21 protein-coding genes are annotated in these 20,581 nt (G+C 34.6%); 10 read left to right on the top strand and 11 right to left on the bottom strand.

What is annotated here, in order from left to right; translation table 11 throughout:
• Positions 1 to 205 precede the first annotated feature (205 nt).
• The 3 genes from mnmA to AAGD72_RS01110 form a co-directional block, all read right to left on the bottom strand.
• A complete protein-coding gene (mnmA, locus tag AAGD72_RS01120; RefSeq protein WP_264705474.1) occupies positions 206 to 1,318 on the bottom strand; it encodes a tRNA 2-thiouridine(34) synthase MnmA in 1,113 nt (370 codons plus the stop codon).
• 316 nt (positions 1,319 to 1,634) lie between these two features.
• A complete protein-coding gene (locus tag AAGD72_RS01115) occupies positions 1,635 to 2,711 on the bottom strand; it encodes a rod shape-determining protein (RefSeq protein WP_007548791.1) in 1,077 nt (358 codons plus the stop codon).
• 23 nt (positions 2,712 to 2,734) lie between these two features.
• Positions 2,735 to 4,156: a carboxypeptidase gene (locus AAGD72_RS01110; protein WP_341814910.1), complete on the bottom strand. Its 1,422-nt coding sequence runs from the start codon at positions 4,154 to 4,156 to the stop codon at positions 2,735 to 2,737.
• 275 nt (positions 4,157 to 4,431) lie between these two features.
• On the opposite strand from AAGD72_RS01110, the gene AAGD72_RS01105 reads away from it, so the two are divergent.
• The 4 genes from AAGD72_RS01105 (at position 4,432) to AAGD72_RS01090 (ending at position 9,066) form a co-directional block, all read left to right on the top strand.
• Positions 4,432 to 4,911 (top strand): OmpA family protein, encoded by a 480-nt coding sequence (locus AAGD72_RS01105; protein WP_010081889.1) that lies wholly within the window; start codon positions 4,432 to 4,434, stop codon positions 4,909 to 4,911.
• A 184-nt stretch (positions 4,912 to 5,095) separates the two neighbouring features.
• Entirely contained in the window at positions 5,096 to 6,391 is a 1,296-nt protein-coding gene (gene tilS, locus AAGD72_RS01100; RefSeq protein ID WP_341814909.1) for a tRNA lysidine(34) synthetase TilS, read from the top strand.
• A 12-nt stretch (positions 6,392 to 6,403) separates the two neighbouring features.
• Positions 6,404 to 8,242, top strand: a complete 1,839-nt coding sequence (gene ftsH / locus AAGD72_RS01095; protein WP_151807536.1) for an ATP-dependent zinc metalloprotease FtsH — start codon at positions 6,404 to 6,406, stop codon at positions 8,240 to 8,242.
• Between the two features lie 155 nt (positions 8,243 to 8,397).
• On the top strand, positions 8,398 to 9,066 hold the full coding sequence (locus AAGD72_RS01090; RefSeq protein ID WP_010081999.1) for a hypothetical protein: 669 nt from the start codon (positions 8,398 to 8,400) through the stop codon (positions 9,064 to 9,066).
• Here AAGD72_RS01090 and tmk read toward each other — a convergent pair.
• Positions 9,059 to 9,649, bottom strand: a complete 591-nt coding sequence (tmk, locus tag AAGD72_RS01085; protein ID WP_341814908.1) for a dTMP kinase — start codon at positions 9,647 to 9,649, stop codon at positions 9,059 to 9,061. The genes AAGD72_RS01090 and tmk overlap by 8 nt on opposite strands.
• 108 nt (positions 9,650 to 9,757) lie before the next feature.
• Between tmk and AAGD72_RS01080 the strand changes: the two genes are divergently transcribed.
• Positions 9,758 to 10,330, top strand: a complete 573-nt coding sequence (locus AAGD72_RS01080; RefSeq protein WP_006279694.1) for a thioredoxin family protein — start codon at positions 9,758 to 9,760, stop codon at positions 10,328 to 10,330.
• Positions 10,331 to 10,335: 5 nt separating this feature from the next.
• Complete coding sequence (locus AAGD72_RS01075) at positions 10,336 to 12,054, top strand: monovalent cation:proton antiporter-2 (CPA2) family protein (protein ID WP_341814907.1); 1,719 nt, start codon at positions 10,336 to 10,338, stop codon at positions 12,052 to 12,054.
• Positions 12,055 to 12,084: 30 nt separating this feature from the next.
• Here AAGD72_RS01075 and AAGD72_RS01070 read toward each other — a convergent pair whose 3' ends face one another.
• The 4 genes from AAGD72_RS01070 to AAGD72_RS01055 are packed head-to-tail and all read right to left on the bottom strand — an operon-like array spanning position 12,085 to position 14,363.
• Positions 12,085 to 12,702, bottom strand: coding sequence for an SURF1 family protein (locus tag AAGD72_RS01070; RefSeq protein ID WP_182321165.1), 618 nt, complete (start codon positions 12,700 to 12,702; stop codon positions 12,085 to 12,087).
• Between the two features lies 1 nt (position 12,703).
• Positions 12,704 to 13,180 carry a bacterioferritin gene (gene bfr / locus AAGD72_RS01065; RefSeq protein WP_077188433.1) on the bottom strand — a complete coding sequence of 159 codons (477 nt, stop codon included), beginning with the start codon at positions 13,178 to 13,180 and terminating at the stop codon, positions 12,704 to 12,706.
• 59 nt (positions 13,181 to 13,239) lie between these two features.
• Positions 13,240 to 13,725 (bottom strand): RDD family protein, encoded by a 486-nt coding sequence (locus AAGD72_RS01060; RefSeq protein ID WP_341814906.1) that lies wholly within the window; start codon positions 13,723 to 13,725, stop codon positions 13,240 to 13,242.
• Complete coding sequence (locus AAGD72_RS01055) at positions 13,725 to 14,363, bottom strand: HAD family hydrolase (protein ID WP_155969299.1); 639 nt, start codon at positions 14,361 to 14,363, stop codon at positions 13,725 to 13,727. The genes AAGD72_RS01060 and AAGD72_RS01055 overlap by 1 nt, the downstream gene beginning before the upstream one ends.
• A gap of 151 nt (positions 14,364 to 14,514) precedes the next feature.
• On the opposite strand from AAGD72_RS01055, the gene AAGD72_RS01050 reads away from it, so the two are divergent.
• Positions 14,515 to 14,892, top strand: a complete 378-nt coding sequence (locus AAGD72_RS01050) for a hypothetical protein (RefSeq protein WP_341814905.1) — start codon at positions 14,515 to 14,517, stop codon at positions 14,890 to 14,892.
• Here the strand turns inward: AAGD72_RS01050 and AAGD72_RS01045 are convergent.
• Positions 14,878 to 15,667, bottom strand: a protein-coding gene (locus tag AAGD72_RS01045) for an IS5 family transposase (RefSeq protein ID WP_341814566.1) whose coding sequence is annotated in 2 segments (ribosomal slippage) — positions 14,878 to 15,405 and positions 15,407 to 15,667 — 789 coding nt in all. Because the reading frame shifts where the segments join, the coding sequence is not laid out codon by codon here. The genes AAGD72_RS01050 and AAGD72_RS01045 overlap by 15 nt on opposite strands.
• A gap of 177 nt (positions 15,668 to 15,844) precedes the next feature.
• Here AAGD72_RS01045 and AAGD72_RS01040 point away from each other — a divergent pair.
• The 3 genes from AAGD72_RS01040 (at position 15,845) to AAGD72_RS01030 (ending at position 18,271) form a co-directional block, all read left to right on the top strand.
• Positions 15,845 to 16,213, top strand: coding sequence for a hypothetical protein (locus AAGD72_RS01040; protein WP_341814904.1), 369 nt, complete (start codon positions 15,845 to 15,847; stop codon positions 16,211 to 16,213).
• Positions 16,214 to 17,088: 875 nt separating this feature from the next.
• Positions 17,089 to 17,619 carry a phospholipase D family protein gene (locus AAGD72_RS01035; RefSeq protein ID WP_015589462.1) on the top strand — a complete coding sequence of 177 codons (531 nt, stop codon included), beginning with the start codon at positions 17,089 to 17,091 and terminating at the stop codon, positions 17,617 to 17,619.
• 109 nt (positions 17,620 to 17,728) lie between these two features.
• Positions 17,729 to 18,271, top strand: a complete 543-nt coding sequence (locus AAGD72_RS01030) for a hypothetical protein (RefSeq protein ID WP_151807529.1) — start codon at positions 17,729 to 17,731, stop codon at positions 18,269 to 18,271.
• A 338-nt stretch (positions 18,272 to 18,609) separates the two neighbouring features.
• Here the strand turns inward: AAGD72_RS01030 and rnc are convergent, their stop codons facing one another.
• Entirely contained in the window at positions 18,610 to 19,308 is a 699-nt protein-coding gene (gene rnc, locus AAGD72_RS01020; RefSeq protein WP_006279914.1) for a ribonuclease III, read from the bottom strand.
• A gap of 187 nt (positions 19,309 to 19,495) precedes the next feature.
• Positions 19,496 to 20,563 carry a quinone-dependent dihydroorotate dehydrogenase gene (locus AAGD72_RS01015; protein WP_341814903.1) on the bottom strand — a complete coding sequence of 356 codons (1,068 nt, stop codon included), beginning with the start codon at positions 20,561 to 20,563 and terminating at the stop codon, positions 19,496 to 19,498.
• Between the last annotated feature and the right edge of the window lie 18 nt (positions 20,564 to 20,581).

The raw sequence follows: 20,581 nt of genomic DNA, 5'->3' as shown, positions 1-20,581 counted from the left end.
TATATACTGCAAAAAATTGAACATAAGACGCCGATACATTAAGTAATCCTTACCTTTTAATCTGCAGATTGGCGAAAGCAAATACAATAGCTTCAGTTTCATGATAAGGGGGCTGGCGAGGTTTGTCAAGGAAGTTTTTTCGTTTCTGTTATATGGTTATGCAAGAAGTCTATTGTATGTTTACACTCTGCATTAAAGCTTTTAGTTAAGAGCATATCCATCCACCGCCGATAACTTGCTCATCTTTATACGCTACACAGGCTTGACCTGGACTGATGCCAAAGTAATCGTCGTTTAAAATGACACAGGCTTTATTTTTTTCGTCAGTTGAATGTATTGTTGCTAAACTTCCCGCATGTGATGATCTCAGCTTCACAGTTACTTCCATACCTTCCTTTGGTTGTTCTAACCAATTTAACTCCTTGATCAATATTTTTTTTTGCATTAATACGTTGATCGGACCTACTATAACCTCATTATTTTCTGTATTAATTTTTATCACATAAAGAGGTTCATTGTGTGCGATACCCAAGCCCTTTCTTTGCCCCACTGTAAAATTTACTATGCCACTGTGCTCGCCTAGCACTTTTCCATTAACATCCACTATTTTACCTTTCTGTACAGATTGTGGAGCTAATTTAGCTATTGTTTTACTATAGCTTTCGGAAACAAAGCATATATCTTGACTGTCTGGCTTTTCAGAAATTTGTAAACTGAAATACTTTGCTAATTTTCTTATATCACTTTTATAGAACCCACCTAGTGGAAATCGCAAAAGCTTCAATTGCTCTTGAGTTGTAGCAAACAAAAAATAACTTTGATCTTTACTTTTATCAATGCTTCTGCACAACTTTACCTCACCATTTTTTTCTAACCTTCTCACGTAATGTCCTGTTACGAGCACATCCGCACCAAGATTTTTTGTAACTTGCAATAGATCACGAAATTTTACCGTTTGGTTACATCTCACGCATGGTATGGGAGTTTCCCCACGCATATAGGTACTCGCAAAATCCTCTATTACTTCCTTTTTGAATATTTCCTCATAGTTTAAAATATAGTGAGGAAAGCCAACACTTTCAGCTACACGCTTAGCGTCATAAATATCCTGTCCAGCGCAGCATGCACCCTTTCTTGCGTTAGCATTGCCATCAGTGCCATATAGCTGAAGAGTTACACCTATCACCTGGTACCCAAGGTTATGTAGCAGTGCTGCAGCAACCGAGCTATCAACTCCCCCGGACATTGCAACAATAGCCTTGGTCTGGTGCGGAGCTTTATCTTTTAGCAGAGGTTCAATTTCAAATTCTTTTAGCATAATCGCCTTAATTTATAAACGCAAATCTTGTGTCATTCCAACATACAACTGTGCAAACGTTTTGATTTGGGGGCAATTTACATAGTAGATGATGTCATGAAAGTAGCTGACACTGGAATCTAGCTTCTATTACACAAATTCATTAAAACAGCATATTTATTTGTAATCAAGTTTCCTGGATCCCAGTGTTAGCTACTCGGATGACACCCTTTTCTGCTAGAAGTTGCCTTCAAATTACTTGGTGCATGACACTGGGATCTCATTTATATTACATAATTCCATCAAAACAATTCGATAAACTACCTTCAAAAATAATTTAATCTTGCTTGAATAAAACATGGCCAAAATAATCCATGTTTTCAAGCACTTTTCCACTACCTAAGGCAACACAACAAAGTGGGTCATCTGCAACACGAACCGGTAATTTTGTTGTTTCACTGATAACTTTACCTAGATTACGTAATAATCCACCACCACCGGATAAAACTATTCCTCTATCGACTATATCAGAAGAAAGTTCAGGTGGAGTGCTCTCCAGCGCAGTCTTAATAGCAGAAATTATCTGATGTACAGGCTCTATTAAACTCTCTGCAACTTGGTATTCTGATAAAAGCATTTCTTTTGGCATGCCACTCACTAAATCCCTGCCCTTAATTATCATTCCCTCTTTGTTATTTTCACCTGGCAGACTGGCTGAACCTATGCTTTTCTTAATTTTCTCAGCGGTTGTTTCACCGATTAATAACTTATGATTTTCACGAATATATGATTTTATTGCTTCATCCATAATATCGCCACCTACTCTGGCAGAACGTGAATAAACAATTCCACCTAAAGAAATAATTGCAACTTCAGTTGTACCGCCTCCTATATCAACAATCATAGAACCCTCAGGTTCAGTAACCGGGAGCCCAGCTCCGATTGCTGCAGCCATTGGTTCTTCAATTAAAAATACTTCATTTGCACCAGCACTTTCTGCTGCATCTTGTATAGCACGCCTTTCAACTGGCGTGGATCCAGATGGAACGCATATGATAATATTAGGTTTATTAACAGTGAATTTTGTGTTTGCACTGCGTATGAAATATTTTAGCATTTCTTCCGCACTTTTAAAATCAGCAATAACTCCATCCTTTAAGGGCCTTATCGCCTCTATTTCTCCAGGCGTTTTCCCAAGCATCATTTTAGCTTTTTTACCAAAAGCATAAGGAACGTAACTTCCTTTTTCTTTTATTCTTGCTACAACTGAAGGCTCATCAAGCACTATTCCCTGATTTTTCTGATAAACTAAAGTGTTTGCAGTACCAAGGTCTATAGCAATATCGCTAGCAAACAAACCTTTGAAAGTAAAAAGGCTATAAAACTTTCCGGTTAATTTTCGAACAAAATTCATACGCAACTCAAGAAAATCATTTATTAAGACAAATTATACTTTTCAGATAAGTAGCTAATGCAGCACTCAACGTCTAAACCCTTACCTGTTACTTTTTTTAGCAGTTCCAGGCCACACTTTGCACTGTATATATTTTGAGATAACCAACTGATAAGTAAACTAAAATCTCCTTTTATTATAGCACTTAATGATTCGTAATGATTCTTTTTAACGCAAGAGAAAACCTGCACAGCAGCAATTAAAGCAATAATTTTTATAGGAAAGTAGCCCATAACACCGCTTGCCCAATATTCATCTTGAAAATAAGTGTTTAGCTCATTTTCAGCTTTTACTGGAATTTTATAGTGCTTCATACCTTCCAGCCACGCATCATGCAGGTCTTTGACTTCCAATGTACCATTTATTATATCTTGTTCTAACCTAGTTCTCAACATAATATGAGCTAACAGACTAAATTCATCTGCATTTTTTAAAAAAGAAGAAAGGTTTATTTCATTGAAAATCAAGTACAAATTTTCAACACTGCTAACTTTCTCGTTAGTTTTGCCTTTTATAGCAAATTTCTCTTTTATGTGTGGTTGAATAAACTCAATAAATTCTCTGGATGTTCCAATCATCCTTTCCATGAATAACCCTTGAGTTTCATACATAACATGTCTCGTAATTGGACTACTTATAGAATTTTGCGCTAAACATTTTTGATAAATTGCATAACCACTATGCCGTAAAAGTGAAAATAAACCATAACAAAAATCAGATTCATCATAATCTATAGGGTAGTAATAAGAAGTACGAATCTCATTTAGTGCAATACCCATTTGCTGTAAACATAATGAGCCAAGTTCAATCTGTTTCTGAGTAGCAACTTTTTGTATATTAGTAACCTTATCCTTTTTCTGCTTTTCAATTATTTTATCTACATTTTCGCTAAAAAATTTGCCTACCTTGGGGAATACTTCCCTTATATTCTTTTCTGTGATATCAGAGTCATAGTCAGCAAGCAGTGAGTCGTATTTTGAGCATTTTAATTGCTGCGATTTTATAGAAGCTACTTCGCGAATGAGTGTGATTAAATCAGTAAAACGTTCTTTTAGTTTTTCTAAGTTACTGGTTTCAGAATGAGATAGCTTCCATAAATTTTGGCATTCAACCTTAGCTTTGGATAAAGACTTTACTAAATCAATAGGAACAGCACTGTTGCTTTTATGTATTCTCTCTATTAACTTTAGCTGCTGAGTATTTGCACTTTTTTTGTTACCAAGAGCATCTGCTAATGATTCCTTTATTGCGTCATGAGAGATAATTTCATGTCTGATTTCTTCTAGAAGACTCATTTGTTCAACTTTGTCCTCTATATTCAATTGGCTTTGGTTTAGTACTTTTAGCGTATTTTCGATATTCTTTACCCTATATAATACTTCCTCTAAAAACTTATAAGATTGCATATTTGTTCATTATTTTAGAAAACATCTGTTTAATACCGTAATAGATTAATAATAAAGTTAAAAGTATATTTGCTTAAAGTACAATAAAAAATTGTACTTTTTATTCTTTTATTGGATTTTTCTACTCAGAGTCCAGCATATTATAGGAAAATTAATTGTAAGGTTGTAGAAAAAGTATTTAGTATTTTATTTCTCTTGACTATATTACAATATGGAGAGATATTAGCTACTGAAATTAAAGTTACGCACTATTTAAAATTTATGGAGGTTTAGTAATGTGGAGTAGACTGGTTATAATGTGCTGTTTTTGTTTATTACTTACTGGTGTAAGTTCTTGCCCAAAAAAAGGAGCAAATACAACAAATAAAATAAATTCTGTTGTTAAGCAGATAGGTGATAAAAGAGTTTTCTTTGGTTATGATGAATCTAGTATTGCTGAAGTAAGTGCAGATGCATTACTTGACGTAATGGAGGTGTTACAAGATAACCCTGACGCGAAGGTTACTTTAACTGGTCACACTGACAACCGTGGTTCTCATGAATATAATCTTGCGCTAGGCGCTAGAAGGGCAGATGCAGCTAAAAAATTTATGGTTAGTTGTACACCCTACATAGAAAACAGAATAAAAACTGCTTCTAAAGGTGAAACTGAGCCTTTGGTTAATGTAAAAGATGATTCTAGAAATTCTAAATATGAAAAAGAGCATGCTAAAAATCGTAGAGTGGAATTTTCATTTTCTGGAATAAAGAAATAGTTTCTTGCATTAAAACCTGGATCCCAGTGTCAAACACTGGGATGACATAAAGAAAGGGCACTGGGGTAGACAAAAAAGGACAAACTTGTCATATTTCGTTGTTTGTTAGCGGGATCTATATATACCACAAATAAGTCGCGGTATGACGTAAGAGATCTGACCTGTCTGGCCATCAAGAGACATAATGGAATTAGAGTTATTATTTCAAAATGTGGTTAATAGTTTTGCTTTCTATAACAATCAAGTTGCAGTTGCAGTATCAGGTGGTGTAGATAGTATAGTCTTACTGCACTTAATGACTAACTGGGCAAAAAAAAACAAGCTTTCACTTCCTACAGCATTAACAGTAAATCATGGGTTACGTCCAGAGTCTCAAAAAGAAGCTGATTTTGTTGTAAGTTATGTAAAGGAACTTGGAGCAAAGGAATCGTTCATATTAAATTGGGAGAAGCAAAATATTAAAGGCAATATTCAGTTACAGGCACGAAAAGCACGGTATAAGTTACTAGCAGAGTGGTGTAAAAATAATAATGTTAAATATTTACTTGTTGCTCATCACAAAGATGATCAAGCAGAAACGTTCTTGTTAAGATTAGAGCGAGGTAGTGGCGTAGATGGATTATCATCAATGGACTACAAGTCTTTCCTAAATGGTATTTATATATTTAGGCCATTGTTAAATTTTAGTCGTAGTGAAATAGAAAAGTACGCTAAGCTTCATCGGTTAAAATGGATCGAAGATAGAAGCAACTATGACTTAAAATACAGGCGAACTTTATACCGTAACTTACTTAAAGCAAGTGATAATCAAGAGATTTTAACAGAGCGAATATGCCTCACAGCCCTTCATATGAAAAGAGCTGCAAAAGCGTTGATGCACTACACACGCCTTGCGTTTAATGACTGCGTTAATGTGCATGATCTTGGTTATATTGAAATTAAACTAAGTGAGTTTTATCAATTGCCAGAGGAAATAGCCTTGAGGCTTCTTCTTTACTCCATAATGGCAATTGCCAGTAAACATTATAAACCAAGGTACAACAGCCTTATCGTAATATTTAATAAAATATTGCAAAAGGATAGTAATGTTAACTGTACACTTTCTGGGTGTAAAATAAGAAAACATGGAGAAAATATCTTGATAATTAGAGAATCGTCAAAGATACAAGAAATTACCTTAAACCTACCTTTAAATGAACCTACTCAATGGGATAACAGATTTAGCTGCACAATACTCGGAAATCAAGAGTGTTCAGTTATCATCGCTCCATTAAAAAAAACACAAAAAGTTCCTGAATTTCTGAAGGATTACAACTGCTGCCCTGAAGTTTTCTATTCTTTGCCTGTAGTGCTAAAAGATGGAAAGGTGCTTGCTTATCCTGATGTAAATTATAACGGAAAAAATACCAATGACGATAAGGTTCAATGCATTATTAATAGCACGATAAAACAAAATTTGGTAAGCTTGATTAGTATTTAGTTAGAAATAGAAATGAAAAAATTTTTAGAAGGCTTATTGATCTGGTTAGTAATTATTGTTCTTATTTCAGTTGCTTATATTCAGTTCAGCGGAAATGTAGGTAAAAGTAAAACAATTATACCTTTTTCGGAATTTTTAACTAGACTAGAAGACAATGATGTAGAAAATATTGTCATAAAAAACCAGAGCATTGAAGGCAAGTTCAGGGACGGTTCAAGTTTCAATTCAAGCGGTGTCATATATAGCGACCTAATAAAAAATTTACATGATAGAAAAGTGAGATTCTCCTTTTCAACTGGAGATTCTGCCATGAACGTAATTGGTGGATTACTTATCTCATGGGTCCCAACATTTATCTTTATTGGCTTCTTGCTATTCTTTCTTAAACAAACACAAGCGGGGGGCAACAGAACTATAAGCTTTGGCAAGTCAAGGGCTAGACTCATGACTAGTGGAAAAAAAGTAACATTTGATGATGTTGCCGGAATTGATGAAGCAAAAGAAGAGCTAGTAGAGATCGTTGATTTTCTTAAACAAAGGCAAAAATTTCAAATATTAGGTGGAAAAATACCAAAAGGGTGCCTTTTGATTGGCTCTCCTGGAACTGGTAAAACTTTACTTGCTCGTGCAATTGCAGGAGAAGCTAATGTGCCATTCTTTAGTATTTCTGGATCTGATTTTGTTGAAATGTTTGTGGGTGTTGGTGCAAGTCGTGTTCGTGATATGTTTGATCAAGGCAAGAAAAATGCTCCTTGTATAATTTTTATAGATGAAATAGATGCGGTGGGTAGACATCGTGGCATTGGTCTTGGTGGCGGCAATGATGAAAGAGAACAAACATTAAATCAGTTATTAGTTGAGATGGATGGCTTTGAGTCTAATGAAGGTGTAATAATAATTGCTGCGACTAACCGTCCGGATGTCTTAGATCCAGCACTGCTTAGACCTGGTCGTTTTGACCGACAGATTACTATTTCTTTACCCGATATAAATGGGCGTGAAAAGATATTAAATACTCATATAAAGAAAATATCAATAGCACCAGATGTAAACGTGAAAACAGTTGCAAGAGGAACACCAGGTTTTTCAGGGGCTGATCTAGCAAATTTGGTGAATGAATCTGCACTTATCGCTGCAAGAAGAAACAAGAAGATTGTTACCATGGATGATTTCGAATATGCACGTGATAAAGTGATGATGGGCGTAGAAAGGCGATCTCTCATTATGACAGAAGAGGAAAAGAGACTGACTGCATACCATGAAGCTGGTCATGCGATGATTGCTGTTAATATGCCTGCTTCTGATCCTATACACAAGGCAACAATTATTCCACGCGGTAGGGCACTCGGTTTAGTTATGAGACTACCAGAAACAGATAGAGTGTCCCTCACAAGAGAAAAGATGCTAGCAGATATAACTGTTGCAATGGGTGGAAGAGTGGCAGAAGAGCTAATTTTTGGCTACGATAAAGTCACAAGCGGTGCATCTTCGGATATAAAACAAGCATCTGATTTATCACGCGCTATGGTAACAAAATGGGGAATGAGTGACAAAATAGGTCCGATCTATCACAATCGCGAACAAACCATGCATGGTTCTGACATAATTTCTGAAGATACGTTAAAACTTATAGATGAAGAAGTGAAGAAAGTTGTGTCTTCTTGCTATGAAAAAGCAAAAGAGATTTTGACCAAGCATAAGAAAGGCTTAGATCTCATTGCCGAAAATCTACTGGAGTTTGAAACTTTAACAGGAGATGAAATAAAGGACATATTAAATGGAAAAAAAATTGTTAGAGAGGAAAATGAGAAGAATGAGAAAATAAAAAAATCCTCTCTCTATGAGAGTTGACCTCATCTTAAAAATGTTAATCAGCTAACGCTGCAATAAAACAATTTAGAATTGTAACTGTCAATATAAATTGTATTAAAATATTCATAATATTGCATTTTCATCACAATAATGCTATCATTCAGTTAGTATTAATGTTTAATGAGGTGTGAGTAATGATTGATATAGCTTCTATTGGTGTAAGTACAGTTATTGATCAGAATTATAGAAGAAAAGCACAATTATGTTTATCAGGATTATTTGTAACTGTGTCAATAGCAACTGTTACCTGGTTTATTTTCCCTGCGTCACAAAATGTATTAGCTCCGTTTTTACTTCCGGCTATGTTCTTGCTCTTCACTTTATCGATGGGTTATTACATGTTCATATTTAGTTGTGAAGAAAAATCTTTGGTAAAGAATGTTCTTGGTATGGTTGAACCGGCTGAATCGGTAAAGAGAGTGCATTGCCAAGAAAATATTAAGTCCTTATTAGCAGAAGTGAGAAGTACTACGAAAGATAGGTTTCGTAACGTGCTTGTTAATCTTTGTTTTGAAGATCGTAGTAAAGCACACAAACTTGCATTATATGTGAAAGAAATTGACGATATTGTGTCTTCAATAAAAAATAAAGACCTCTTAGACCATTTTGATCAATTTTTTACTATTACTGAAGTAAGCAATAAAAAAAATAGAAGTGAATTAATGAACCTCGCAAGGGCATATAAGATGATAAGTGAAGAAGATCCAGACAAAATACAGGATTTTTTAGCTACTCAAACAAAAAGTTATTCATATGAAATAATGTTACCTGAAATTGATAATTTTCTATCACAAGCTAGGTGATTTTATCAATAATTTCATTGTGTACGTGATTATCATTTTTTGTTTCAATTCCAGTGATAACACTGCACCTAACGGGCTCTTTTATGGCTATTTCCTGAAATCCTTTTCTGACCTTATTGTAAAAATTAACATCCATTTCTTCATATTTATTCTTGTCTTTTGCTCTATTTAACCCAACTTTAACATCAATATCTAGAATAAATGTAATATCTGGACATTTAATTTCCACTAGCTTATGTAAGTCCCTTATTAGCCCTAAGTCAACTCCAAACCCATATCCTTGGTATGCAATAGTTGAATCAATAAACCGATCACAAATCACTATTTTTCCTTCTGCAAGAGCTGGTAATATTAATTTTTTCATATGTTCGCGCCTCATCGAGATAAGTAGCAAGAGTTCAGAAATAGGATCAATGTTATTCGTTAACAACACTCCTCTTATCTTTTCTGCAAAATCAGTGCCACCTGGTTCTCGAGTCAATACCACATTATTTTCGCCGTGAATTTGCTTAAAATGATTTGCAAGTAGCTTAGATTGTGTTGTTTTACCAGAGCCGTCTATTCCTTCGAAAGTTATGAACATAAGTTTTATAATTATAATACTAAAAAAGAATATGCAAACAGTATACATAGAAACCGTTTGACATTTAAATAATAAGACCGTAAATTACATATGGTATAATAATAGTCTATGGTTGCTCTGAATACTCCTAAAGTCGATTTTAGTTTTACTGCAAAAGATTTTAATCTTTTGGGAGTAGACAATAAATATTATGCATTAAGTGACTGTTGTGGAAAAAATGGTCTTATTATAATGTTTATATGCAATCACTGTCCTTACGTTCAGTCAATTATTAGCAATCTGGTAAGCGATGTTGATCAATTGAAAAAAGATTATCAGGTAAACACCATTGCAATAATGCCAAATGATGTAAATGAATATCCAGAAGATTCCTTTGAAAATATGATTAATTTTGCCAAGGAAAATAAGTTTACATTTCCATATTTAATTGATAGTACACAGAAAATAGCTAAAGAATACGGGGCTGTTTGCACTCCTGACTTTTTTGGCTTTAATTCTAATTTAAACCTTTGCTATCGTGGACGTTTTAACGACACAAAAAAAGAAAAGGTTCAAAGCTATGAAGTAGGAAGTAGTGACTTATTTCAAGCTATGAAATTTATTGCAGAAACTGGTAATTCTCCAATTGACCAAAAATCAAGTATTGGCTGCTCAATTAAATGGTCTAATTCTACAGGTTAAATATCATGCACAGTGGCTCTCAGCATTTGTTTGATATTATAATTTTGCTTTCTGCTGCTGTGTTTATAGTCATAGCATTTTGGAAAATGAATATTAGTCCAGTGCTTGGTTACTTCGTTGCAGGTGCAGTTATTGGTTCTCACGGATTTAATCTGATACACTCAGCTGAAGCAATGGATAATCTTGCAGAATTTGGTGTAGTTTTTCTATTATTCATTATAGGCCTTGAATTGACATTTGAACGCCTGATCGCTATGCGTATTCATGTATTTGGGTTCGGTTCTCTTCAAGTTATAGTTACCATGGTAGCAATATGGTGCATCGCTCTTGCTTTCGGAGTGAATACGAATATAGCAACAGTTATTGGTGGTGGGCTTGCGCTATCCTCAACAGCAATAGTGTTGCAGGTTCTGCAAGAAAAAGGTTCTCAAGCAAGTCAGGTTGGTAGGTTGTCGATAGCAGTGCTATTAATGCAAGATTTTGCAGTGGTACCATTAATAGTATTGGTACCTTTACTTACTGGCAATTCTGAGCACAGCCTGATAAGCTCATTGGCAGGTTCATTGGTGCAAGCAGCTATTGCATTAGTGCTGATATTTATAACTGGTAGATTATTGCTTAGACCTTTATTTTCGGTTATTGCTAAAATGGAAAGTAATGAGATCTTTATATCAACAACGCTTTTAATAGTATTAGGAGCAGCATTTATTACTGAGCAATTCCATTTATCGTTAGCATTAGGTGCATTTGTTGCTGGATTGTTAGTTGCAGAAACAGAATATAGACACTCAGTAGAACACGCAGTATTGCCATTTAAAGATTTGTTTCTTGGCTTATTTTTCATGACTGTTGGTATGTCCATCAATACCGAACTTTTACTCAATAAGTTACCACTAATTACTTTATTATCGATTATCCTTATCGTTTTAAAAACATCTATTATATATATATTGTGTAGATTTTTTGGGTTTAAGAGTGCACCTGCTATACAAGCTGGGTTACTGCTTTCACAAGGCGGTGAATTTGCGTTTATTTTGTTTCGCTTAGCAGATGAGCTAAATGTGCTACCAAGTGAAATCGCTCAAGTACTTATGATGGTAACTACAGTAACCATGGCTTTCACTCCTCTTTTATCGGGGCTTGGAGATTGGATAGCAAACTCATTTAGCACTGAGAAAACAATATTAGATGATGAAGCTGTTGAAACAGATACACAAGATCTTTATAACCATGTGATAGTTGCTGGATTTGGTAGAGTGGGATATATGGTAACAAAAATGCTTACGGCAGAGCATTTAAGTTACGTTGTTGTAGATATTCAATCGAAAATAGTCAAAGAAGGAAAAAGTGATAATTTTCCTATATATCTTGGAGATGTTACAAGATGTGAAATTTTAAAATCGGTAGGAATAGAAAGAGCTCAAGCTCTCGTTATTTCAATAAAGAATGAAGTTACTATAAAAAAAGTTGTTTCTTTAGTTGCAGCAAATTTTCCGCATGTAAATATTGTAATACGCTTACCAGATCTGAGTAATGTGGAGGTTTATAGAGATCTAGGAGCTAGTAAAATTATTCCTGAAACATCTGAGATAGGATTGCAGCTAGGTGGAGCTGCACTGAGCCTTAGTGGTATTAGCGAAAGTGGAGTTACGTCTTTAAAAAGTAGATTCAGAAAAGGCAATTACAGTATGTTAAAAGACCTTGGTAGTGATAAAGATGAATAACTACTTTTCTAATTTTATGTACAGAAAGCTTCAAGCTTTATTGAGGTTTTGCCTATAGTAAATTACGCACATAATCAACCAAGTTAAGGAAAGTGCAAACCAAGTGATTGCATATTCCAAATGCTTCATTGGCTGTATAGCTACTTTGCTGCCAAAATTGTTCGGCCACAATACACACTTCTCTAGCTTAATACCTAACTCATTGGAAATTTCTTCTGTACTCAGGGTAAACCATGTATTCGAAGCAGTATCGTTCTTGATAAACCAATTTTTACTTTTATTGCTATCGCAATATAAAATTCCATCTGCAACTACTTTTTCAATTTTTACTTTTTTCTCCTTTTTTTCTCTGACTATTCCTTTATTCACCAACATGTAACGTCCAGTGGTGAGCAACATAGGAGACAGCACGTGATAGCCGTGTTGCCCTGCAAAAACATATAGTTCTATGTCACTTAGAATCCCATCAATCTTGACATGCCTATAGTTAAATTTTTCAAGGTCGTTATTGGGCAATAGATGAACCACTGGAAGACTCATACTTTTAATAATATTATTCTTCCAGTTCAATCTGAATATTTGCCATAACCCTAATAAAAAAAGAAGTGAGCAAGGTATAATTAAAATAAATACTATCTTTTTTAACACTCTATATTTGTGTTCTTAAATAGTTTTCAACACCCATTAGTTCAATAAGATCGATCTGTTTCTCAATCCAATGAAAGTGCTCTTCTTCATTTTTTAACATCTCTTCTAATAACATTACACTAACAAAATCCTTTTCTTTCTCAGCGATAGAAATCGTTTCTTTGATATCCTTAATACCTTTTCCCTCTAATTTCAAATTAGCTTCTAAGATTTTCCGTATTGTGTCTTTTGTAAACTTTCCATCATACTTTGATATTTCGTTTGTATCCTGAAAATTTGGGACTCCTTTAAATAACAAAATTCTTTCTGCCAACTTGTTTGCATGTTCAAGTTCTTCGTTAAGCTCATTTTTTACCTTTTCTGCAAGTCTATTAATTCCATTGTTTTTGAGAATCGCAAAATGCAAAAGATACTGGCGTACAGAAGTCAGCTCATTGGTCAATAATTTGTTCAAATGTTTTACTATCTCTTCATTCATAATCTTCCCTTAGTTCAATTCATCAGCATAATTTATATGATAACGATAGTTATAGCAACTCATTTAATAATTCCTTTGATAACAACCGTATTAAATAGCATGTCGTGGTATGTCTGTTTCTTTTTAGAAAAACAAGCAACTAGATACCAATAGAGGGTGAGCAGCACCATCATTACTTTCAATGCACTCAAGACATTCACTAATACTTCCTGATCTCGCAAAAATTCAGTAAGGACAACTACTACACTGTTTAACAGAGGAAGAAAAAACTGGGAAGTGCTTCTGTCAAACGCTAAATTCAAGTCTATTTTAGAATTATCTAAATTGATAGTATATATATTCATTAACTGCTGACCAGGAGTTGCTTGGGCCTTTGAAGATATAAAATATGTGAAGTAACTACAATTTACACACATGTATGATAGATGTAAGATCAACGGAGAATCCTCTAATAGCAGTATAATTAATAAAGTTGGAATTAATAAAATTGCTACATCTATTAAATATGCGCAAAAGCGCCTTTTTATGCTGGCAATCTCTGTCATTACCTATCTTCCAAATATTTTATTATGAAATCTGTAAGCTTATCAAAATGTTGAAAACATAACAAATCTTCATAACCGCTTATTGATTGACCGTATATAATAGGTAAACAATTGGCATTTTGTGCACACAGAACATCTGTGATGCTATCACCAACGAAAAACACATTTTCTCTATTTATAGGCAACGTACTCTCTTCTAGTGCAAATAGCAGTGGGGTTGCAGATGGTTTATCTTCTGCAGTATCGCATGACCCAACCACTCTTTCAAAGTAAGAATCTAGTTTAAAATAGGCAACTTCTTTACGTAAATTAGTATTTTTCTTATTACTTACTATTGCTAGATAAACATTGTGGCTTTTCAGTGTCTGCAACATTTTCTCTACTCCTTGATTCAGAGCAATGTTTTGCAATAGTGCATCATCTAAATATTGTTGATATATCTGATTCGCTTTTTTCCACTGATCGCCAAATAAATTGACCATATAGCTCTTTCTCGACTCATGGGAATTTCTATCAGCAGCTTTATTACTATACCCCATTGAGTTTATGGTATGTTTAATAGCATTAAAAATGTTATCTTGAGTGTCAACTAAGGTATTATCCCAATCGAATACTACTGCTAATGGGCTGTTTTTCATTTCTATATTGTTATATATTTTAAGTTAATAAGTAAATAGCATTTTAATGAAAAAGATATAAATAGGACGCTCTACCACAAGTTATGTTAACTGTTTTTTATATAATTAGCTAATATACTGGTTATATGATATGTTTTAATAGGTAATAGGTATGGCCCAGACATCTCAAGAAAGTGTTGAAAAAAAGTTTAAAGACGTCTTTGAACGTTCTCCAGGTGCTTTTCCAGAAGGTACCTCATTAGAAGAGAAGGTTAATTATATCGCAAAAGGAACAAAGGCTCTAAAAGCTGTGAAAAGTAAGGAGCTTGAGAACAAAATGAAAAACGTTGCAGAATTGAATCAGAAACTTGAAAGTCAAGAAGGACGTGCAGATGAAAAAGCACGTCAAGATTTTGAAAGAATTGCTGAGCTTGACCAACAATATAAAGGGAAGGGCATCTTCACAAGTGAAAAAGTTGCAGAATTAAAAAATGACAAAAAATTTCAAGAAGCAGCTAACACTCTTAGAACCTGTTTAAAATCTTCGTAATAGGAGAGAAATGAAGGAAAGGACAATCATTTGCAAGCTGGTATTGAGTTTACGTTCGCAATTTTTCCATAGCCGTCTACACTTTTCTAACCAAGCAAAAGAACGCTCAACAACCCATCTCTTTGGCAATACAACAAAAGAATGTAATTCACTGCGCTTTATTACCTCAACAGTTGCACCAATAATATCTTTTATTTGGGTTGCAAAAATTTTTCCTGTGTAGCCTGCATCAACCAATATATTTTTGACTTCAGAAAGGGTATCTTTAGCATTTTCAACCATTCTTACAGCGCTACTACGATCAGTTACTTCTGCTGTTGTTACATAAATTGCATGTGGTAGACCTTGAGTATCAACTGCAATATGACGCTTTATGCCTGAAATCTTTTTACCTGCATCATAGCCCTTTTTTTCAGCAGTATCTGTGTTTTTAACACTTTGAGCATCAATTATACAGAAGCTAGTTTTCTCTTTCCGACCATTGTTGATACGGATCTCTCCAACCAATTTTTTTTAAAACTAATTCCAACAAACTTGGTTCTTCTCCATTCTTTTTATTCCACATTTGAAAATAGTAATATACGCTTTCCCACCTTGGAAAATCTTTTGGCAACATTCTCCACTGGCAACCACTTTTTAGGACGTATAACACTGTACGAAATACATCATACAAATCAAGTTTTCTTGGTCTCGTTTTCTTCCTGCTACTCTCTAGTATTGGTCTGATTTTTTCAAATTGCTCTCGACTCATATCACTTGGATAATTTTTACGCATAGATATACCTCATTCTTAATCTACCACTATTTTACCTCATCTCTCCGAGATTTTAAACAGGTTCTTAGAGAAACTACAACAGAAGGTAAAAGTGTTGAACAGAGTGGACAAAAAAAGACTTCTGAGGCTTCTGTACAAACAGATACACAGCCATCAGAGCACATCGTTAGTCCCTCAGTGAGCAAGAGTTCTGTAAAAGAGAAGCTCAACACTGAGCCGGACAAAAAAGATACCACGCCTCAACCACAAGAAAATCAAAAAGAAGAAGGGTTTTTGAGTCTTCTGAAGCGCTTTGTTAAGAAAATATTAGAAAAATTTTTAGGTGAAGGTGAAAAGGATGTAGAGAATGCTCGTGGCATGAAAGAAGATGCTCAAAGAGATACGTCAAATAACGAAGAGCAACAAAAGAGTAAGCAGCTTGATGAAATTTTAAAGGACAAAAGTGTAAGCGAGGGTTTGAAGCAGGCAACAAAGCTTGAGAACCCGGCAATAACGCCTGTTAATACTCCTAAAGTGAATGAAGTAAACACGGGTCGTGAAAGGTGATCCGCTTTCAAGCTTCATTATACCGCCACGAACCGTCATACCGCCGCGGTATCTCATCCGCTAACAAGTAGCGGGATGACGATTGTCAGGGTGTCATCCCAGTGTCCCTATGATGTCATCCCAGTGCCCTGACTACTTGGATCTAGCAAGCTTTGCTTGCAAATAAGTCTAATACGCGTCGCGTTTTATGCCAAAACACAATTGGAGTTACATGCAAAATAGATCCCAGTGTCACGCACTGGGATGACATCATCCTTTTTTTGGGATTCCAGCGTCACGCGCTGGAATGACACCTCTCTTGGGCTCTCTTAGCTATAAATATTAAGGAATTTACCAAACGAAAAAAAAGGCAAAAGAAGCCCCGTGGTTGGCTAATTACTTACATTATACTTTCAAGTATGGCGTTTTTTTATTCTAAACGCTTAATAACCGCGATTTAGTTGCTTTTAAGCCGCAACTAATCTAAATTATAAACATTAAGAAATTTACTAAACAGAAAAAAAGGCAAAAGAAACCCTAGGGTAGCTAGTTATTCACTATCCATTTTTTAAATCGGCGTTTTTTGATGTTTTAAATGCTTTATAAGCGCATTTCAGCTTATATTAGGTAAAAACCTAGAAATTTTATAAAGACATAAGGTGCACATAGTGCAAAAAATTAAACATGGGACGCCAGATACGTGAGTTTTTTTGTCATTTAATCTGTACAGAGAAGATAAATAAATAGCTTCAGTTTCATGATAAGGGGGCTGGCGGAGTTTGTCAAGTAAGTTTTTTCGTTTCTAACGGTTGTTGCCAAAAACTATGCAAGAAGTCTATTGACAGGTGATTAAATTATAATGTAGCCTATCGCCGTATATCCGGGGGTGGGTTGTTGTGAGGCTTTTTCACTTTTTATTCTTGTTAATGTGTTTTTCTCTGTATTACTATGCGGGTTTTATATTTTCGCCCTGCCCAAAAGCTACGGTTTGCTTTTCACCTGGAGAAGATTGTGCTGTACCGATAATCAACGTAATAGATCAGTCTAAAAAATCTATCTTAGTTCAAGAATATACATTTACTCTTGGAACAGTTGCAAAATCTTTGATTAATGCTAAAGAACGCGGTGTTGATGTTAAAGTCATCTTAGATAAATCGCAACTCTACTCAAAATATAGTGTTATAAATGAATTATTTTCAGGTGGAGTACCAATTTGGATCGATGATAAGCCAAAGATTGCTCATAATAAGATAATGATTGTTGACAATCAAAAAGTCATCACAGGGTCATTTAACCTTAGTAAGACAGCTAAAAAAGGAAATGCTGAAAATTTATTAATTATTACAGATTATCCTGAATTGATTCAGCAGTATGTGAAAAACTGGGAGGCACGAATGTCACAATCTTACAAATACGCTCCCAACTAATCGAGAGCGCTTGCTCAAAATCAGTTTTAAAAACAGCAAGGGAGAGCTTTTTTGATTGATTGGCATAATGATTATGATATAATGAACTAAAAATTTAAGGAATAAAGTAATGGATTATATAAATGATGCTGCCGGTAGCTACACTGCTATTCATGATTTTTTTCAAAACAACGGTGTTGGAGATTACAAAGTTCAATGCAATTATGGTGGGGTGCCGTATGCTACTGATGAGTACGTGCATTCTGGCGATAAATTTTGGAGTAATAATTTCATAGACTCACATTTTGGCAGGGAAATAAAAATGTATCCTCAAAGTGAACTTTTAGCTAAAGAATATGCTGGAAATACGTTGCCAGTTTCAATATCACTAGATAAGGATTTAATAAAAATGAAGGAATGTCAGAAAAAAACGAAATTTGTGGAACTAGAAAGGGAGTCAGGTGATTTAGTGCATGATAAGCAAAAGTATGTAAAGTGTTACACAACAAAGCTATCATATGATAATGTACATATTTACAATAACGATAAAGTTTCAACATTTAGCATAAAATACGACGTGCCAAATGATCCGAAATACAGTTTAAATATAACATTTACAAAGGTTAATGATAATAAACCAGGATTTTGGCAGAAATTTAAAAATATGTTTTAACGTGACCATTCACTGGTTTTTACTCAATCAACCAACAACAGTTAATATCAAATTTTTATAATTAAAAAATATGCTATTTTTTAAAACTTTCATTCTCCTTGACTCTGTCAACTTCACAAAACAACTCTTGGACCAAATGTATCTGGCATAACACCTTTTGGTAACTTGCTACTTCTTTTTTTCCGCATCTCCGACAACAGCCATTGATATTCCACTACATAAGGCTTGATTTTTGGTAGATCAACTTTTTTATGAATAATACTATGCTTCTCCTTAAATTGACCATTTACCCTAAACGCTATTAGCTTCCTTAAAATTTACATTAATGCCTATTTTGCCTAAACTGAAGCGTCTTTTCCAATTTTTTCTAGCATCAACTCAGCAGCTTTTTGTTCAGCAATCTTTTTACTAGAAGCGCATGCAGAAACTTTACCATAATCTTCTATGCAAACTGATATAGTAAATTCAGGATTGTGCGCTGGTCCAGTTTGTTTTACAAGCTCATACTCTGGTAAAGGCAATTTGTTTTTCTGAGTCCACTCTTGCAGTGAGGTTTTAGGATCTTGAGGGGGGTCAAGCATGCCTTTAGCTAGCTTTTCCCAATATTGGATAATAAATTTTTCAACATTTTCAAGCCCGCCATCAATATAAATTGCACCTATTAGTGCTTCAAGCGAGTTTTCTAAATTTTTTAAGTTACATCTCCCTCCATTGCAGCGTTCACTATTATTCATGATGATAAAGCTGCCTAATTTTATTTCTTTAGCAACATTAGCAATGGTGTTGCCACAAACTAAATCCGTCTTTCTTTTTGCCAATGCTCCTTCTTTTTCTTCAGGAAATAGTTTAAACAGTGTGGCAGATACAACCATATTCAAAACACTATCGCCCAAAAACTCTAGTCTTTCGTAGCTTACAATCTGGTTTTTGCTATTCCTTTTATTTACGCTTGGGTGAGTTAGTGCCTCTTCTAATATTGCATAATTTGTAAATTTATAATCAATGATCTTAGATATTGCATCATTCAAACTCTTCATACCCATTATTTAAAAGAATAACACTTCCTACCACACCTTTATACCAAAGAATTAGTTTTGTTTTATTAAAATAATACCAACAACTTCCAAAATATACAGTTTAATAGACTGCTTGCATAACCATTATTTGAATAATGATTCATCGATGTTATTCCAGTATCGGCTACTTAGGTGACAGAGAAGATGTTTAATGTATACAACCCACCACCTCACTAATGTTACTAAATCCATCTCTCCTTATTAGTTCTGCAAGTTCTAGATTAATTTTGTTTACAACTTGAGGTCCGTGGTATATGAGAGCAGTGTACAACTGCACCAAAGAAGCTCCTGCCTTTATTTTTTTATATGCATCAGCACCACTTGAGATTCCTCCGCACCCTATCAATAATATTTTGCCCTTAGTAAATTTGTACATATCGCCCAATAACTCGGTTGAAAGTTTAAACAGCGGTTTGCCACTCAACCCACCACTCTCGTTGTGGTGGGAATGCAGATTATCTCTACTTACCGTAGTGTTGCTTACTGTTAATCCGTCAATCTTATATTCCAACGCAAGCTCAGCGATATTTTCTTTCGTTTGCTGATCTACATCTGGTGAAATTTTTAATATTATTGGTATGGATTTAGAATTATCAATTGATTTCCGGGTTAGAGTTACGGATCTCAACAATTCCGATAATTCTTGCTTATTGTGCAGATTGCGTAAATTAGGCGTGTTTGGGGATGAGATGTTCAGCACTATATAATTGCTCTTTCCATATACTATCTTTATTAAGTCAACATAATCACTGATTTGGTTCTTTGATGTACTGTTTTTTCCTATGTTGATGCCAAAAATGCAGTCATCAAGCTTGGTTTCACCTATTTGTTTAAGAAAATAGTCTATTCCTTTATTGTTAAATCCCAATCTGTTAATTACCCCTTGATCTTTAATTAACCGAAAAATTCTTGGCTTTTTGTTTCCATATTGTGGATTACGAGTTACAGTACCAGTTTCAATAAACCCAAAACCAAATGAGAGCATAGGCCTTATAACTTCTGCATTCTTGTCAAAACCTGCAGCCAGACCTACGGGGCTTCTGAGCTTATTACCAAAAAAATTCACACTCAAAGATTCTGGTAGCTCTATAGGATTCTTATAAGGTATTTTCTTTAATGCCATAATTGCCAAAGAGTGAGCAACTTCGGGCGGTAGTAAAAATAGTAAATTACGTTTGTAAAACACTTTGCTTATTTTTAGTTTATTTTTTACCATGAAACGCTATAAGAGTAT

The organism is Wolbachia endosymbiont (group A) of Chalcis sispes (genome assembly GCF_964026765.1).
Classification (GTDB): Bacteria; Pseudomonadota; Alphaproteobacteria; order Rickettsiales; family Anaplasmataceae; genus Wolbachia; species Wolbachia pipientis.
The sequence above is the reverse complement of the archived record's forward strand: the minus strand, read 5'-3'. Positions and strand labels throughout refer to the sequence as shown.